The sequence below is a fragment of the Vibrio sp. 10N.222.55.B11 genome (genome assembly GCF_041473705.1).
Lineage (GTDB): Bacteria > Pseudomonadota > Gammaproteobacteria > Enterobacterales > Vibrionaceae > Vibrio > Vibrio crassostreae_C.
The window spans coordinates 179,271-196,342 of record NZ_JBFRST010000020.1 but is presented as its reverse complement, the minus strand read 5'-3'; the positions used below and the strand labels follow the sequence as shown (position 1 = coordinate 196,342).

Here is a 17,072-nt window from a genome sequence, read left to right as displayed (position 1 = left end):
GTTGGCAGGATTTGTTGTTATGCTCCAGTTCATGAAGTGTAGCTAGAGTGCGGAGTTGGCAATGTCTTCAATAAATTTCGAATCCACGTACGGTGTAATAACTATTCAAGATATGAATGTAGTGAGTGTTGACGCTAACTATGCTCGCATCTATGGATACCAATCGCCCGAAGAACTAGTTTCTAATATCGATAGCTTTCTAGATTTAATCTCAGAAGATTACCATGTTTTAGCTTATCAAAATTACCTTGAAACGGTCAGTGGTCAACGCGACCCTCAGGTTCACACCTATACCAATGTTGATCGTAATGGCAGAGAGTTCACCGTGTTTTCTATCGACCATGTGACGGAGTGGCAGGGAAGACCTGCACTGCAAGTCACGGTTATCGATCTTTCCCCAGCGATTCAGCTGCAAAATGCGGTGCTTGAGCAAGATAAGATGTATCACGACATGATCATGCAATCTGGGCAGGGCATCTTGGTTCACCGAGATTTCAAGCCGCTGATGGTTAATCAATCTTGGGTCAACATGCAAGGCGCGGCTTCCATCGAGCAAGTATTAGAGCTGGACTCTATCCTTGAACTGGTACCAAAACAGAATGCCGATGGCATCAGCAAGCACTATCACGCGATCGTATCAGGGGAGTTGTCAGGTACTAGTACCGTGGTTGAAAACATTGGCTTTGACGGCGTTCATCGGTTCTTCAATATTTACGACAATGCGATTACTTGGAAAGGTCAGCCAGCCGTTCAGGTTGTGCTCGAAGATGTGACTCAAAAGGTGATGCTGGAAAAGCAGTTGGTACACCAAGCGAACTTCGATGAAATGACCGACTTATTTAACCGCAGAGCGATTTATGAGTGGTTGAGAGAGCACATGTCCTCTAAAAACTACCTTGTTTGTATGCTGCTAGATATCGATGATTTTAAGTCGATTAATGACACTTACGGTCATATGGTCGGTGATGAGGTCATTTGTGCTTTGGCTAATATTACCAAGCGCAGTGCCGAGAAAGCCGGCGGAGTCGCAGGCCGTTGGGGTGGCGAAGAGTTCATTATATTTATCCCAAACACGTCTCTTGAAACAGCACACGAAGTGTCAGAAGAGATTCGCCAACAGTTCAATCAAGTTGAATTCAGAATCGATGAACAGTTACGATTTAATTCGAGTGTCAGTATCGGAATCAGTGATAGCCAAGCCTGTGAAGACGGTGTCACGATTGATGCACTCGTGAATTTAACCGATCAATCTCTCTATCGCGCGAAAGCCAACGGCAAGAATTGTGTAGACGGAGATGTGGTTGCGCTCTAACGCCTAAAATCGTCATCGAAAGCGAATAGGATCGACAACGAAAAATGCCCTCAAGTCATCACTTGAGGGCATTTTATTTTTTGGCTATTCACTAAGCGCTTCTAACTATAAGAAACGTTTAAGTTCTACAAGTTATGCAGACACTTCCACTTCGTAAGAGCCAAATTTACGGATGTTAATCACGCCCGTATCTAAGATTAGGTATTGGCCTTTAATACCTTGCAGCACACCAGATACTTCAGGGTTCTTGTCAAAGTTGTGCGACACAATCTTCACTGGGTGCTGTTCAACTGGGTAGCTCAATGAAGTGATGTTTTCGCTCAGAATCTCGATAGCATCATCACCAAACTTCGCTCTGATCTCTTGGATTTTATCCTCAACCAACGGCAACAGTTCTTTGGCTTTTTCTACCAATTCCATATCGTCGCCGTCGCCTTTAAGCAGCGTGCGCCAGTTGGTTTTGTCAGCAATGTGCTTTGCTAACTCAACTTCGATCAGGCCAGAAATCTGACGTGTTTTTACCTTCAAGATAGGCAAACCTTGAGTCGCGCCTTGGTCAATCCAACGGGTAGGGATTTGAGTGTGACGAGTGATACCTACTTTTAGGCTTGATGTGTTCGATAGGTAAACAAAGTGATCAACCATGCAGTTCTCTTCACCCCATTGAGGCTCGCGACACGTGCCTTCATCGTAGTGACAAGTCTCTGGCTTCATGATGCACATGTCGCAGCTTGCTAGCTTTTTCATGCACACAAAACAGTGGCCTTGAGAGTAGCTCTTCTTAGTTTTCTTACCACATGAGCAGCAAAAAATATTGCCGGTGTGAGTGAGGTTGATGGTTTTACCAATCAGAGGGTTTAGCTCTACAAACTCTTCGCCTACAGGCAAACGGTAGGTAACCGCGCCATCAAGGGAAGCACTCATCTTTTTGAGTGTTCCTTTTGCTAATAAAGACATGACATTACTCGTTGTATTTTGATTATTATTTCGTCGACTCGATTGCGCTGTGAGCAGGCAGTACGGTTAACGATGATTATGCGATGAGTATAACAAATAGAGCCTGTTTTTATACGCAATATTACTTGATTCTCGCCGTGAATAATCAACAGCAAATACATCCATTAAAATATAGTATGACATTTTGTTCGGGCGTGATATAACGTTTTTTAGTGATTTATTGGTATTAAGATCACTAATTTATCTAACTTGTTTTTTATCGTGAAATCCCAACTATAGGGATATTAAGCAGGAAGCTTAGACGTGAAGTGGATCCATAAGATTGTTATCTTTCTAGTTATCGCAACGCTTGCCATTGTGCAGTATTACCGTGTGAGCGGAAATCGTGTGATAACGGCAATTACCCCTGATAAATATGAATTTATCGCGACCAGTGATCAAGTTGATAGGGGAGTCAGTACGTCCCAGTTATCCTATGAAAATGGACAGTACACTCTCGATTGTGAACTTAAAGAATCTGAGTATCCGTGGCCTTACTGTGGGCTGTCGATTCGTATCAACCCTGACATCACCTCGGGCCTTGACCTTTCTCAGTACCACACCTTTAGAGTGAACATTGATTACCATGCGAAGGCTGACTCTAGTGGCCGTTTGAGAACCTATCTACGTAACTACAACCCTGCTTATTCAGTTCCTGATGACGAGTACACGCACAAGTACAATGGGATGGAGTTTTCTCCAGGAATCGATGGTGGTGTGATTGAAATCCCGATCAAAAATCTGCAAGTGATGACATGGTGGCTGGCTGACAACGACATTGCGTTAGAGCATTCGGCCCCTGAATTTTCGAATGTGAATATGGTTGAGTTTGCTACTGCGTCTGGAGCGAAACTCGGTCACCACAGAATCGTCATCCGCAGTGTTGAGTTCGAAGGTTCGTATATCACCGCAGAAAGCTTGTTCATGATCCTACTGTTTGTGTGGGTGGGGACGGGCACCGTATTCTTGCTGTCAGAGTTAAACCGTTCAAGAAAACGCATGGTGATCGCAGAGAAAAGACATCACCACTTAAAGAACGTCAATCGCGCACTGAGAGAACAGAATTTTGAATTTTCAGAGATGGCCCATCGTGATGAGTTAACCGGAATACTAAACCGCCACGCGATTCGTGATTGGTTGAAAATGCAGTCACAACATGTGAAGCAAGGACATGGCAAGCTGGGTATGTTGTATCTCGATATCGACTACTTCAAGAGTGTAAATGACAAGTACGGACATCAAATGGGTGACCATATTTTACGCGAGTTCAGCATGGTGGTGGGCAGTTCGATCAGCGCTACCGACAAGTTGGTGAGATGGGGTGGTGAAGAGTTCATTGTTTTTTGCCCTGAGACCGAAGCCGGAGAGGCGCAGATAAAAGCTGAACGCATTCGATTATTGGTTAGCCAGCACCTTTGGGTTCATGGCGATCCGCTGACATGCAGTATCGGTGTTGCCGAGATGAAGCAAGAGCGAGTGACAGAGACCATTGCTCGCGCTGATGAAGCTTTATATCAAGCAAAGCATTCAGGTCGAAACCAGGTGATCTTGAGTCACTAATCTGAAAATTGTTTTGATGAGTTTATAAGCCACACGTGCATATGTGACGTGTGGCGTTTTTATGGTTCTTCTCCCAAAAGCCAAAACAAAAAAGGTGGCGCGGGGCCACCAAAAGGGAAAAGCGTTTCTTGTTTTTAGATGCCCGTTTAGCTGGTTTTGTTAGTTAAACTGATCTTGTTAGCTGAGCGGGTATTTTTGTACTGGTTGAGCCGGGGGAAGCTGCAACCAGATTTTTTTAGGGGGGGCATTCCTGTAAACATTTATCTATAAGCATTTACCTATAAATATGTGTATCTAAGCTCTTGCCTATAAACATAAGTCTATAGGGCGTTAGTGCTTACCAGAAGATCCAAGCGAACAGTGTTAGTACTAGGATACAAACTAGGTTCAACACCAGACCGACTCGCATCATTTCTTTTTGTTTGATATGACCAGAGCCAAATACAATCGCATTAGGTGGTGTCGCGACTGGTAGCATAAAGGCACAAGATGCGGCAATCGCAATCAGTGCAGATAAGATAACGGGTGACATACCCAGCGCTTCAGCAATGGTTGCGAATACAGGGACAAGCAATGCCGCACTCGCTGTGTTACTCGCAAACTCCGTTAGGAATACCACGAACGCTACCACGGCTAGAATCGTAAGAAGTACACCTGCTGTTTCTAAAAATCCGCTTAGTGAGTGTGCTAGGAATACGCTGGTTCCAGTCGCTTTAAGAATGTTACTTAAACAGATACCGCCACCGAACAGGATAAGCACACCCCAATCCGTTGTCTTCTCGACATCTTTCCATTCAACCGCTCTAGAAGCGCCAAGCAGTACAATGGCACCAATCGCTACCAAGCTATCAAACTTAGAGAATCCGCCAATCATTGCGTTGATTGGTTTTCCGAATATCCAAAGCGTTACGGTTAAAAGGAAGATAGACAGTGTGATTTTTTTGCTGTTTGTCCACTCTACAGGAGCGTGGTCTAGCTCAAATTTATGGTCGAGCTTTGGCTTAGTCATCACGTACAGGACAACCATTGTGATTGGCAATAAGATCATTGAGATAGGTAGACCTAGCGCCATCCATTCTGTGAAACTTAAACCAACTTCTGCGGCAGCAATTGCGTTTGGTGGGCTACCCACTAAGGTTGCGATACCACCGATTGAAGCACAGTAAGCGATACCCAATAGTACGAACACGTAGGTGTTGCGGTCTTCACTTTGGTCAACCTTGTTCATGATGCCAAGAACAAGAGGAAGCATCATTGCTGTGGTTGCTGTGTTAGAGATCCACATTGATAAGCCCGCACTCACACCGAACAGCATGAACACGGCGACAGACATTCTGCCTTTTGCAATCAACAGTACTTTGTCAGCAATCGCTTTATCTAACTCTTGCTTGTTCAGAGCGGCTGCCAATGCGAAGCCACCCATGAACAGGAAGATGATTGGGTTCGAAAAGTTAGCCAGCGCAGCGGGCGTGTTGAATACACCAAACAAGACAGCCAATAGGGGAACGAGCAAAGCGGTGATGCTGACGTGAATAGCTTCTGTTAACCATAAAATGGCAACGAACACGAGAATACTCAAACCCGTATTCACTTGTGATTCGAAAGGGAGATTATTGAGCAAAACTGCAAATAACGTGAAATTACCAATTAATATCATGCTGTTGCGGGTAAACAACCAGTGTTTCAGTGTAGTAACAAGTGCCGTCATAAGACGCTCCTTTTGTTATCCTCGTTTTATTGGTGCACGACCTTCATTGAGTCGTGCTTATTATTTTCGAGGTATATAGCTTGATGTAGGGTCAGACTTTGTTGGAAGAATGTTACTCAAGTTAATAAAGGAGTGTTGGTGTGTTTTTGCTTAACAATGGGGAAGTGTGAGGCAACAAATTCAAAATGTGTAGTTTTCTACACATCGGTCTCTGCTGGTTCTAAAATAGGGCTTGCTGTAGGGTCTACAACAGGGTTTACAGTGGGGTCAGTAATAGGGTTTGGAATCGGAAATGATTCCGGTTTTGGACTGGGTTGAATTGGCTCTTTAGGTCCAAGGAACTTTGGCGTTGTCCCCATAATATACAGATCAAGGAATGCTTTGGTGCGCGCAAACACTTCACGTAAACGTATTGAGGTTCCCGAATGGTGAGTTGGTCCTGAAACCGCCAAACACTGCGCATGAATATCGTAAGAATTGGCGATGAATAGCGCTCTTTCACAGTGGAATTTCTGAGTGATGATCAGAAAATTATCAGTATCGAATATCTTTTTAGCGCGAACAATCGAGTCCAAGGTTCTAAAACCTGCGTAATCTAGATTGATGCGTTCATCGGGGACACCCGCTTTCAACAAGTCGCGTTTCATCGTCCACGGCTCATTGTAAGAGCGATGAGCGTTATCGCCACTCAGTAGAAATTGGTCAACTTTTTCACGATCGAACAGCTCAATCGCGGTTTCGATTCGGTGTTTATAATAGTCGTTGAGTGTTCTACCCAAATATTTGCTTGTGCCAAGCACAACCGCGACCTCAAGCTCGGGCACTTCATCAATATCGTAGATGATGCGATCTTCCGCTTGCCATGAAACCCAATAATCGATCGCAATAACCGCAGCGCTGCCAACTAAGAACACGAGGAAAGCGCCAAACAGAAAACCTTGCAGTTTTTTGTAAGCTTTTAATAAGTAGCTACGGAAAATGTGAGAATCAAATTTCACTCTCGGTATGGTCCTTTGACTGAGCATTAATTTTTGAGTGCTCGATAATACCAAATAAAAATGAGAAAAATCAGTTAAAAAGACAAGACAGTTTAAAGAAAAAAGCCCCTGCAATTGCAGAGGCTCATATAAGAGTCGTTAACGCTCTTTATTCCAAGCGCAGTACGCTTTATTAGAATGCCGTGCGCTTGTAGCGACGGTAAACTGGCTGCCAGAAGTGCTGGTCAATTGCTTGTTGCAGTGCTTCTTCAGTGATCTCTAGAGCAACGCCCTGTTCAATCGCCTTTTTACCTACCGCAAGAGCAATTTTCTTAGATACCGTGTGGATCTCTTCCAATGGTGGAAGTAGAGCACCTGTGCCATTGATTGCTAGTGGAGAACACGTAGCAAGTGCACGGCTTGATTCCATTAGCATTTCGTCAGTGATGCGTGAAGCATTCACAGCCAATACACCAAGGCCAATACCTGGGAAGATGTAGCTGTTGTTACACTGAGCGATTGGGTAAGTTGTGCCGTTGTGAACGACTGGCTCAAATGGGCTACCTGTCGCAACAAGTGCTTGGCCATCAGTCCAACGAATAATGTCGTTTGGCGTCGCTTCAACACGGCTTGTTGGGTTCGACAGTGGGAACACGATAGGGCGTTCACTGTGTAGGTTCATCTCTTTGATGACTTCTTTGCTGAATAGACCTGGAGCACCAGACACACCAACCAATACGGTTGGTTTCGCGTGGCGAACTACGTCTAGTAGAGAGAAACCAGTGCCATCGCTTTCCCAGTCTTTGGTGTTTTCGTTGGTTTGAACCAGACGCTGTTGGAAATCAAGCAGGTTTTGCATGCCTTCTTGTAGCAGACCCCAACGGTCAACCATGTAAACTTGAGAGCGAGCTTGTGCATCGCTGATACCTTCAGACACCATTTGGGCAATGATAGCTTCAGCAATACCACAACCTGCAGAACCCGCACCTAAGAAGGTGATGCGTTGATCTGAAAGTTTGCTGTTTGCTGCTTTACATGCTGCAAGTAGAGAACCAACCGTTACGGCTGCTGTGCCTTGGATATCATCGTTGAAACAACAGATGCGATCTTTGTAGCGCTCAAGCAGTGGCATTGCGTTCTTTTGTGCGAAATCTTCGAACTGAACTAATGCATCAGGCCAACGGCGTTGAACCGCTTGGATGAACTCTTCAACGAATGCATCGTAGTCAGCACCCGTAATACGAGGATGACGCCAGCCCATGTACATTGGGTCAGCAAGACGTTGAGGGTTGTTAGTACCCACATCGAGCACGATTGGTAGCATGTAAGCTGGGCTGATACCGCCACAAGCTGTATAAAGTGCTAGCTTACCAATTGGAATACCCATACCACCGATGCCTTGGTCTCCCAAACCAAGAATACGCTCACCATCCGTAACCACGATAACTTTAACGTTGTGGTTTGTCGCATTATTCAGTAGGTCATCGATACGATCGCGGTTCGGGTATGAGATAAACAGACCACGGCCACGACGGTAAATATTTGAGAAGTTCTCACATGCTGCGCCAACTGTTGGCGTATAAATGATAGGCATCATTTCAGAGATGTGGTTTTGAACTAAACGATAAAAAAGCGTTTCATTAGTGTCTTGGATGTTACGAAGGTAGATATGCTTATCCATATCACTTTCGAAGTTACAATATTGTTTGTATGCACGTCCTACTTGCTCTTGGATTGTTTCGGTTGTTTCCGGTAACAAACCTTCAAGGTTGAAAGAACTGCGCTCTTCAGCAGAGAATGCGCTGCCTTTGTTTAGAAGAGGTGTACTTAGTAGAGCAGGACCAGCATAAGGGATATATAGAGGGCGTTTATCGTTGTTCATTGGATGCCTAATATGGGAGAAAGGGTAACTAAAAAATGATAACGGTTTAGTTATTCAATTGTAAATAGTTTCTCCGCGATCTGAGCAAACAAAATGATATTCTTACCTCTGTCCCACACTTATCGAATTTCAACACGATAATTCGTTATACTTTGCTCACACTTTTTCGCTACTCGCCATTTTATGTCATTACTTCCCATCGATGCTTATCAAAACGTATTCCACGAACAAATCGCTAATTCTCACCTTGTCGTAGAGGCGGAAACCGGATCAGGTAAATCAACGCGCCTGCCACTTTGGGCTTCTCAGCATGGACGAGTGCTGGTGGTGGAACCAAGACGTATCGCGTGTACGTCATTGGCTAAATACCTCGCACAGCAATCGGGTGAGAAGCTTGGTAGCAAAGTGGGCTATGCGATTAAGCTTGAGTCAGAGTATAACGAGCAAACTAACGTTGTTTTTGTGACTCCCGGTATCGCGCTGCGTTGGTTATCAGAAGACGGATTAGCCAGTTTTGATGTGATTGTGGTGGATGAGTTTCACGAGAGGCGCTGGGACATTGATCTGCTGGTGGCGATTCTGAAACAAAAAGAGAGCCATCGCTTGGTGATCACTTCAGCAACCATTGAAGGGGAGCGTCTTGCTGATTACTTGGATGCGAATCGAATCAGTTGTGAAGGCCGAACTTATCAAGTTGCTATTGAACACAGGGCCAATTAATCCAGAACACTGCCTGATAGTCGACATCTAGGGCAGCGCATCGTGGAAGAAGTGAATCATCAGTTGATCGCTTCTTCTGGCGATATGTTGGTTTTTCTACCGGGTAAAAAAGAGATCGTGCAATGCGAACAAGCCTTAGCGAAAAATCCAGATATCCAAGTTGTTAAATTGCATGCGTCGGTCAGTGATAAAGAGCGAGATTCAGCGTTATCGGGTCGTAATATCAATACTGAAGGTAATGGTTTGAGAAAGGTCATCCTTGCGACCAACGTTGCAGAAACCTCATTAACCATTCCTGACATTGGCGTGGTGATAGATTCAGGATTAGAGAGACGCACCGTTCAGCGTAATGGCAGAACCACACTGATGCTTAAATCCATATCACGAGCGAGTGCCAAACAGCGAGCTGGCCGCGCGGGTAGGGTAATGGATGGCGTTTGCGTGCGTCTATATGGTGAACATGCGGCGTTAGAGTTAGTCACACCGCCTGAATTGCAGCGTGAAGAGCTGACTGAACCTATGTTGGCCGCAGCATGTTGTGGATCTCCGCTTGAGAGCTTGTCCTTCCTTGACCCTATTCCAGAGAAATCACTCAACAGTGCAACTCAAACCTTGCTGACGATGGAAGCGATTAACGCCGACCATCAAGTTACCGAGCATGGTAAAAAGCTGTATCCGTTGCCGATTGATGCTTTGTATGCCGATATCGTTACTCGAATCAAAACCAAAGCATTAAAAGAGGCGATGGTTGATCTCACTGCGGCGCTGTCCGTTCCTGCTCGCTTGTATCAGTTACCAAACAATGCAGAACATCTTGAAGCGCTCGCGCAACAAGAGAAGGAAGGGTGTGATTTAAGCCTGTTGATTCAGATTGTGCGCGGTCGAGAATATCCGCATTTAGACATCGACCAACAGGCTCTGAATGAAGCTCAAGGATTGGCGAAGCAAATGCGGGAGGTATTTGAACTTCCTCAGCTAGAAGTCGCGTCACGTTTCCAACGCATTGAATTGCTCAAGACCATTGTGAATCTGCATCCTGAACTGGTGTTTGTGCGCCGACTGAAAAGGAAAGAAGCCTTTGCCAATGGTGTTTTAGAAGTGGTGCTCGGTCGTCAGAACCGTTTCCCTGATAATGCACAAGCGATGTTGGTGTTGGATACTCACAGCTTGCCGGGAAGAGGCGTTAAGCAAACACTGACCTTAGCGACGGTCACGACACCCATTCCTCTTGAGCTTCTCATTGATGCTGAACTAGGAGAGTGGGAGCAAGGCGAAACCGTTGTGAATGATGATGGTGTTTTTACCGAGATGGCATTGGTGTACGCAGGCCGCACGATTACAACCAAACTCGTCGCCGCTGAAGGGCAACTATCGTTAAAACCTATCGTCGACCTTGTGTTAAATGGAGAGCAGCTTCCCGGTTTTGCAAAGGCTCGCACTCAAGAAATCAAACACTGGCAGTTGTATGTGAAACTTGGTCTCGATGAACAAACTAAATACACACCAGAAATTGAGAACATTAACTTTGAGCTATGGTTTATAGAGCAGCTTGAAGTACTAGGTGTTACTGATGTCAGCGAATTGGAAATGTTCGATCATGCAGACATACCGTTCGATGGCATTCCAACTTGGCTCTACTCAGAATTTTCGGAAAAATACCCGTTTGCATTGAGCCTTGCCGACTTGCAACTCGATGTTGAATACTTGCCCGCAAGAAAGCTGATTTACGTCCATTATCAGTCGGGTAGCCGAAAGTTATCGCCAAAACGTTGGGAGCTACCGACATGGTCTGGTTGGCGTATTCAGTTCAAAAAAGCGAGTCGAATAATTGATATCAAATAGATGGATAAGTTTTATCTCTAAAATATTAATCAAATAGATGCATATATGATTTTTCAGTGCTTATTTTGTTACAAGTTTGATTTTTATATGCCTTTTTAACCAATCAAAAGGTCATAAAAGACTATTCTTCTATATCCTATTGCTATAAAGAAAGAGTTGATAGATATTGAGTATATTGTGTTGCCAAAGTGTCGGGGGACATCATGGATAAACAGGAAGAGACGCGTGTAGAGTTCGATTACACAACATTTCTTGGCGCCTCATGCAGTAAAAAATGGACTTTTCTGGAAGCACTCACCACAATTGCGCCAGTGTTCAGTACCGTCTGGCGAGATAGCATTAAAGAGTTGGGCACCCCAGAGGATCGTTTATGGCAGATGGCATTGAAATCAATGTCGACGCGTAAAAGTGATGAGTCGAACATTGTTACCTTACTCAAGCTCGCTAAGCTGGAAGGGATCAATGAGCTCAAAGTGGTGATGCCATATTCACTTGAAGAAGAGCAGATCGAGTATATTGAATCGCGCAGTCATTTAGTGATTGCGGGTAATTCTGGAGAAGAGTTCACGATTAAGCTGTAACTTCAGCTCGCCTATAATCTCTCTCGAGGAATAGTAAAAACGTACACGTAAAAAGGGCCTCAAATATTGAGGCCCTTTTAGTATCTAAAACTTGAGTCTACGAGCTTATTAGCTTTCGAGCTTTTTATTTTGAGATTAAGCGATTAAGCGACTAGTCGATTAGACCATAGTCAGCGCGCAGTACATCGATGATCTCTTGCTTAGGATTTTCGCTCAGTACGATCTCCGCACCTGTGATTTTCGCTGCGATATCAAGGTAAGTGCGAGACAGAGACATTAGAGAATCCAGTGGAAGTTCATTGTCACGAGCCAATGCTTCACGTTCTGGCATACGCTCTTTATTCAAAAGAATGTCGGCATCAGGGAAGTAGTTAAGCAAGAACTGACGGAAGCCTTCTTTTGAATTCTCAACGATGTTGCCGTTGTTATATTCCTGAGTATCCCAAATGCGAGATGAATCTGGAGTACCGACTTCGTCCATGTAGATAAGCTTTTCTTTGCCTTGAGCATCGTTGACGTAGCCAAACTCAAATTTGGTATCAACAAAGGTTTGGTCTACTTTTGCTAGCGCTTGGCTGATTACGTTGAAGCCTTCTTTAAGAAGTTTTTCGTAATGCGCGATGTCGCTTGCTTGAGTAAAGTTGAATGCTGCGAAGTTATCTTCGATGTTGTTGCGTGTGATGTTCACATCGTCAGCTTCTGGAACGCCAGGAATACCTTTCAGAATCCCTTTTGTTGAAGGCGTGATCAGTAGCTCAGGCAACTTCTTGTCTTTCTCAAGGCCTTCAGGCATCTCGATACCACAGAATTCACGTTCGCCGTTTGCGTATGCACGCCACATTGAACCAGTGATGTATTGACGACAAATCGCTTCGATCATGACTGGGCGAGCTTTTTGTACAATCCATACGAACGGGTGAGGGATATCAAGAATATGACTGTCAGCAAGTCCGTTGTCTTTAAACAATTTGAACCAGTGGTTAGAGATAGCATTCAGAGCCGCTCCCTTACCTGGAACACCTTTAAGATTCCCTTCACCACGCCAGATACAATCAAATGCAGAGATACGGTCACTGATCACCATGATTGCTAAAGGCGCATCTGGTGCTACATCGTAGCCTTTCTCTTTAATTAGTCGTTGGCTATCTTCTTCAGTTAACCAGTAGACCGAACGAACCTTGCCACTGTGGACAGGTTTATCAGTACGGATTGGTAGGTCATCATTTACGGCAAGAACTTGATCAGCAAGGCTCATTTAGACATTCCTATCTTTTATCAAACGTCATACAGAGAAGTGCGGTGTGCACATGATTAGACGGGCATTATACCCAATCTACTATTTGCTTCCAGAGAAAAAGCAAACGATTGCTAAATCTGTTGTTTAAATAAAAACCCCCGCCTAACAATCCGCTAAAAAATGGGCGAATTGTAGGGCAGGGGAAGGCAGTATGTTTGGACTGTGTTTTGGCGAATTGTTTCTTAAGTTAAATTAAGTTTGTTAGCTAAAAGATTAAGCTATGTTTGTGGACCATGTTTTTGAGCCAAAATGTTATTAAGCAAGGTGGCTTAGTGAATACGCTCTGAATTTGCATCCATAAAGAAGACTTCACATTGAAAGCGTAACCCTAATGTTCTTAGGTACTGTTGGCTGAACTGATCAATCGATGCACTTGCAACAATCGCGCTCGCATTCTTAGAGCGGATTGCTTTCTCGACAGTCTCTACCTCAGTCATTTGATGAGAGGCTTTCATATGAATAACGCGGTCGCAGCAAACATTATGTTGCTTAAGCTGCTTAGCCGATGGTCTTGGTGTTTGAGCCGTAAACAGTAACCACTGATGTTGATTGGACAGCAACGCCATTCTTGCAAACAACGCTTCCTCGTTTGAATTTTTGCTTTTACGAGAAACTGATGTAAATGCGCAGTGAACTAGCGGGCTAGAGTGTTGTGCTTTAACGTGTGCTTGAATCATTTTGCTGTCCTTATATACATGCTGTATACGTATACAGTAGTTTTAGTTGCTTATAAGATCAAGCGTTTTTTGCGGGATTATTGGACGATTTCGTCTGAGGTTATGGATGGTAAATGATTAAATCATTGAAAGTATTCGATAAATTAAATTTGAATGAATCTGCTGTTTTGTATCATAAGTTGAATAAATGTGAGCTTTATACAGGTGTATACACTGGTTTTTGCAGAAAAGTACTGTATATACCTGTATAGAAGAGAGAACAAAGAAGAAAGAAGATCTAAAACCACAGGCACAAAAAAAGCGCCTTAGGCGCTTTCTTATATTTCAAGGTGTTGCTTATCTCAATGTCGCTTGGGAGAGTTTTGCTCTCATTTCCATTTCACCAATATTGAACTGGCGAACATCAATGGTTGCAATATCATTGCACTCGTTACATGCATGATGACACTTACCATCTAGGTAGTCGTGCTTTTTAACTAGGCTTGGCTTTTTGCACCAATCACAAACGCCTTCTATTGTGAACATATTCTCTCCTCACCTGTTTAAGTCAGGTGTATTTTCGGCGCAAATTATGACACAAGTAAGACCCATTAGTTAATAGTTTGTTACCCGTTTTTGAGAGGGGGATCGATTGCAACACCAATAAAATCGATATCTTTGAGATCTAAGAAAATGAAGATGTGTGTTTGTTTACGGTTTTGTAACATTTTGTAAAATGGTTTTTAGCGCATTGTTCAAACGTTTCATTTCTTCGTCACATCCGTGACCATCTGGATGGTAGATCTTTGATAGCTGTTTGTATCGGATCTTGATGCTTTTCTGGTCGGGGATTGAGCTAGGTGTGTAGCCAAATAGCGCGCAGGCCACCTGCAAATTACTCAGACCTTTGCTGTTTTTCTGCTTCTTCAATTCGTGGAACATAGTGTGCAGCTGGCGTTTTTGCTGCTTAATCGTAAGGTCCTTCGAGCTAAGCTGCGCTTCAAGTGATTGTTGTTGCTGTCGCGAATCACCCGACTTTAGAGCTTGTCTTTTTCTTGAGATAACGAGCGTCGCAATAATGCTGATGATTGAAATCAACACGGCCAACGTAGCACCAATCATATAGTCAGAGCTAGTTAGGTTAGAACTGGAGAGGTTAGAGCGTGATGCTTGGTTAGATTGAACGTGCTTAGATACCCCCTGACTGGTGTCTATTTCAGAGTCGATGCTGTCATCGAGCTGTTCTATTGAAGAGATCTGTTTTGCACGTTGCTGGTTGAATTGTGCTTCCAAAATGCGGTTGTAGCCCTCTTCTGCTTGTGGATTATCTTTTAAGGCTGCTTCATACCATAGCTGCGCTTTATCTAATGGTTGAAGGAGGTCTTGTTCTAGCGAGGATTCGTAGAGTTTTGCTACCTCGATAGGAGCGCGCTGGTTACCTTGCAACGCCGCTTTAATAAACCATTCCAAAGCAAGCTTGTTACTTTGTTCAACACCTGTACCTGCCAAGTACCATTCACCCAGTCTAAATTGCGCGTTTGGGTTGCCGTTTTCTGCTGACTGCGTGTACCAATACAGTGCATCACTGGTGCTAACAGGAACGTCGACACCCGATTCATAAGCTTGAGCTAATTGGTATTGAGAAACTGGATCTTGAGGTTGTGATTCTAGTGAAAATTCATCACTGCTTGCTGCGTGCACGAAATGTGTGGTGGACAACGGTATCGTGGAAAAGATGAGGGCTAGAAATAGTGTTCTAAGAAATGATGATGACAGAATGTTGGATAGGATCAGCAAAAGATAAGTCTCGTAAAAAAGCCCAGAATCGATATGTCAGTATGAATACGCTTTATGGTCGTTGATTATTATTATCACGTTAAATGAGTAACATAACTGATAAACAACTATATAGAGGTTAATTCAATAGATAAAGATGGACTGGGCTTTAATCGTGCTACTTAAGCGGCAAGATTTGAATTTCTACGCGACGGTTACAAGCACGACCTTGAGAGGTGTTATTGTCACATAGAGGGTAGCGCTCACCGTTACCACGAGCAATAGCACGACCTGCAGCAACGTCTTGAGAGATCAAGAATGCACGAACAGATTCAGCTCGACGCTCAGAAAGGATTTGGTTCGTCGATTCGCTGTCAGTGTGACCTTCAATCACTAGGCTAGTGTCTGGGTATTCAACTAGGATGCGAGCAACGCCGCGAAGGGTATTGTGAATGCTTGATTCCAAAGCGTAAGAGCCAGAATCAAAACCGATGCCGTTTTCTAGGCGAAGTAGAAGTTGGTTTTCACCGACACGTTCAACTTGAACGCCTGAATTCATTAGCTCTTCACGAAGGGCAGCTTCTTGTCGGTCAAAGTAGTAACCAATACCACCACCAACAGCGGCGCCACCGGCAGCACCAATAAGTGCACGTTTACCACGGTCTTTAGAGTCACCAGTTGCAGCACCAGCAACGGCACCAGCGAGTGCACCAATTAGAGCGCCTTGAGTTGCAGAGTTAGCCTCAGATTCGCCAGTTGTCGCGTTGAGTTGCCTGACAACCCGTTAAAGCGATAGTAAGCGCTAGGGCTAGTGTGATTTTTTTAACGTATTTCTCCATCATGTACTTCTGTCAAACGAATGAATCCGAGTGACAAACATAGTCCTGTAAATCTTATTGATGGTTTTTATCAATACGTCGAAGCAATGTAAAGTGGCTCTATGATTTAGTTATCTTTTTAGCTGCCTGGGTACCGCCAACTGGTCGATTAACAGACAATTTACGACCTTTCTTCAAACCAACTTCATAATCGGCGGTGAGGTTTTTCATCGCTTCTCTCAGTTGCTGTTTGAACGTTTCACGGTCGATATTTTTGAATTCTTTATCAATGTAATTATTGATCTTGTTGTTTGATTCGTCGTCTGGGGTAATAGTTGGTAGCTTTTCAAGCGCACCTTCAACCCAGCCTGAAACAAACGAGTTCACGCGGCGTGTCACTTCTAAGGACCCTGTGCCAGAGCCAGCAAAGCTATTTCTGAATTGGCCGGTGTGTTCATTCAGTTCACGATAAATGATATCGAAAGCGAACGCTGCGAAGATCGCGCGGTCGGCTTCACCAATGAACTCAACACGCTTGAGGCCTTTATGATTCAGCAATACGGCTTCTACGCCAAATTTGGTGTTGATACCGCGAATAACACGCAGCAGTGTAGAACTGATATTTGCAGGTAACAGGTGACTGGACTGAGTTTTCCCCATCTTGATAAATTCAATATCGTCTTTTTCGAGACCATATTTCAGCATCAAGTTATGCGCCATTTTTATCGCATTGGCAGCTTCATTGACGTTCGCAGAATTTCCAAGCTCAAGACACTTGGCAATTTTCTTTAGGGCTTTTTTCTTATCCATCGACAATTTAATCAGTACCGCAAATTTTTAAAAGTCCAACATTTTACATGTTTTCGCGGGTAACAGAAAGGCAAAACTGGTTTGATGAACAAGGAAGGCGGTGAACATTGAACTGCATGAGCCCAGTTGGCGGTAAA

The 17,072-nt window shown here is 44.1% G+C and carries 11 protein-coding genes and 4 pseudogenes; 4 read left to right on the top strand and 11 right to left on the bottom strand.

What is annotated here, in order from left to right:
* Positions 1-61 precede the first annotated feature (61 nt).
* A complete protein-coding gene (locus tag AB4503_RS09290) occupies positions 62-1,312 on the top strand; it encodes a diguanylate cyclase (RefSeq protein ID WP_372114408.1) in 1,251 nt (416 codons plus the stop codon).
* A gap of 132 nt (positions 1,313-1,444) precedes the next feature.
* On the opposite strand, the gene AB4503_RS09285 is transcribed toward AB4503_RS09290, so the two are convergent.
* Entirely contained in the window at positions 1,445-2,269 is an 825-nt protein-coding gene (locus tag AB4503_RS09285) for a DUF2797 domain-containing protein (protein WP_029235797.1), read from the bottom strand.
* 303 nt (positions 2,270-2,572) lie between these two features.
* Here AB4503_RS09285 and AB4503_RS09280 point away from each other — a divergent pair, with 303 nt between their 5' ends.
* Positions 2,573-3,868: a GGDEF domain-containing protein gene (locus tag AB4503_RS09280; protein WP_372114406.1), complete on the top strand. Its 1,296-nt coding sequence runs from the start codon at positions 2,573-2,575 to the stop codon at positions 3,866-3,868.
* Between the two features lie 337 nt (positions 3,869-4,205).
* On the opposite strand, the gene AB4503_RS09275 is transcribed toward AB4503_RS09280, so the two are convergent.
* The 3 genes from AB4503_RS09275 to AB4503_RS09265 form a co-directional block, all read right to left on the bottom strand.
* Positions 4,206-5,576 (bottom strand): DASS family sodium-coupled anion symporter, encoded by a 1,371-nt coding sequence (locus AB4503_RS09275; protein WP_372114404.1) that lies wholly within the window; start codon positions 5,574-5,576, stop codon positions 4,206-4,208.
* Positions 5,577-5,773: 197 nt separating this feature from the next.
* Positions 5,774-6,574 carry a vancomycin high temperature exclusion protein gene (locus AB4503_RS09270; protein ID WP_372114402.1) on the bottom strand — a complete coding sequence of 267 codons (801 nt, stop codon included), beginning with the start codon at positions 6,572-6,574 and terminating at the stop codon, positions 5,774-5,776.
* Positions 6,575-6,746: 172 nt separating this feature from the next.
* Complete coding sequence (locus AB4503_RS09265; RefSeq protein ID WP_017059764.1) at positions 6,747-8,435, bottom strand: NAD-dependent malic enzyme; 1,689 nt, start codon at positions 8,433-8,435, stop codon at positions 6,747-6,749.
* Positions 8,436-8,618: 183 nt separating this feature from the next.
* Between AB4503_RS09265 and AB4503_RS09260 the strand changes: the two are divergent.
* Positions 8,619-10,997, top strand: a pseudogene (locus AB4503_RS09260) (helicase-related protein).
* A gap of 203 nt (positions 10,998-11,200) precedes the next feature.
* A complete protein-coding gene (locus tag AB4503_RS09255; protein WP_017059766.1) occupies positions 11,201-11,578 on the top strand; it encodes a hypothetical protein in 378 nt (125 codons plus the stop codon).
* A gap of 151 nt (positions 11,579-11,729) precedes the next feature.
* On the opposite strand, the gene AB4503_RS09250 is transcribed toward AB4503_RS09255, so the two are convergent.
* The 7 genes and pseudogenes from AB4503_RS09250 to AB4503_RS09220 form a co-directional block, all read right to left on the bottom strand.
* Positions 11,730-12,833 carry a phosphoribosylaminoimidazolesuccinocarboxamide synthase gene (locus AB4503_RS09250; RefSeq protein ID WP_017055177.1) on the bottom strand — a complete coding sequence of 368 codons (1,104 nt, stop codon included), beginning with the start codon at positions 12,831-12,833 and terminating at the stop codon, positions 11,730-11,732.
* A gap of 311 nt (positions 12,834-13,144) precedes the next feature.
* Positions 13,145-13,552, bottom strand: coding sequence for a SulA-like leucine-rich domain-containing protein (locus AB4503_RS09245; protein WP_017055178.1), 408 nt, complete (start codon positions 13,550-13,552; stop codon positions 13,145-13,147).
* Positions 13,553-13,888: 336 nt separating this feature from the next.
* Positions 13,889-14,077: a hypothetical protein gene (locus AB4503_RS09240; protein ID WP_017059767.1), complete on the bottom strand. Its 189-nt coding sequence runs from the start codon at positions 14,075-14,077 to the stop codon at positions 13,889-13,891.
* Positions 14,078-14,242: 165 nt separating this feature from the next.
* A pseudogene (locus tag AB4503_RS09235) lies at positions 14,243-14,680 on the bottom strand (hypothetical protein); the annotation flags it as partial.
* 80 nt (positions 14,681-14,760) lie between these two features.
* Positions 14,761-15,328, bottom strand: a pseudogene (locus AB4503_RS09230) (tetratricopeptide repeat protein); the annotation flags it as partial.
* A gap of 157 nt (positions 15,329-15,485) precedes the next feature.
* Positions 15,486-16,146, bottom strand: a pseudogene (locus tag AB4503_RS09225) (OmpA family protein).
* Positions 16,147-16,245: 99 nt separating this feature from the next.
* Entirely contained in the window at positions 16,246-16,935 is a 690-nt protein-coding gene (locus AB4503_RS09220) for a DUF2786 domain-containing protein (protein ID WP_017059769.1), read from the bottom strand.
* Positions 16,936-17,072: the final 137 nt, after the last annotated feature.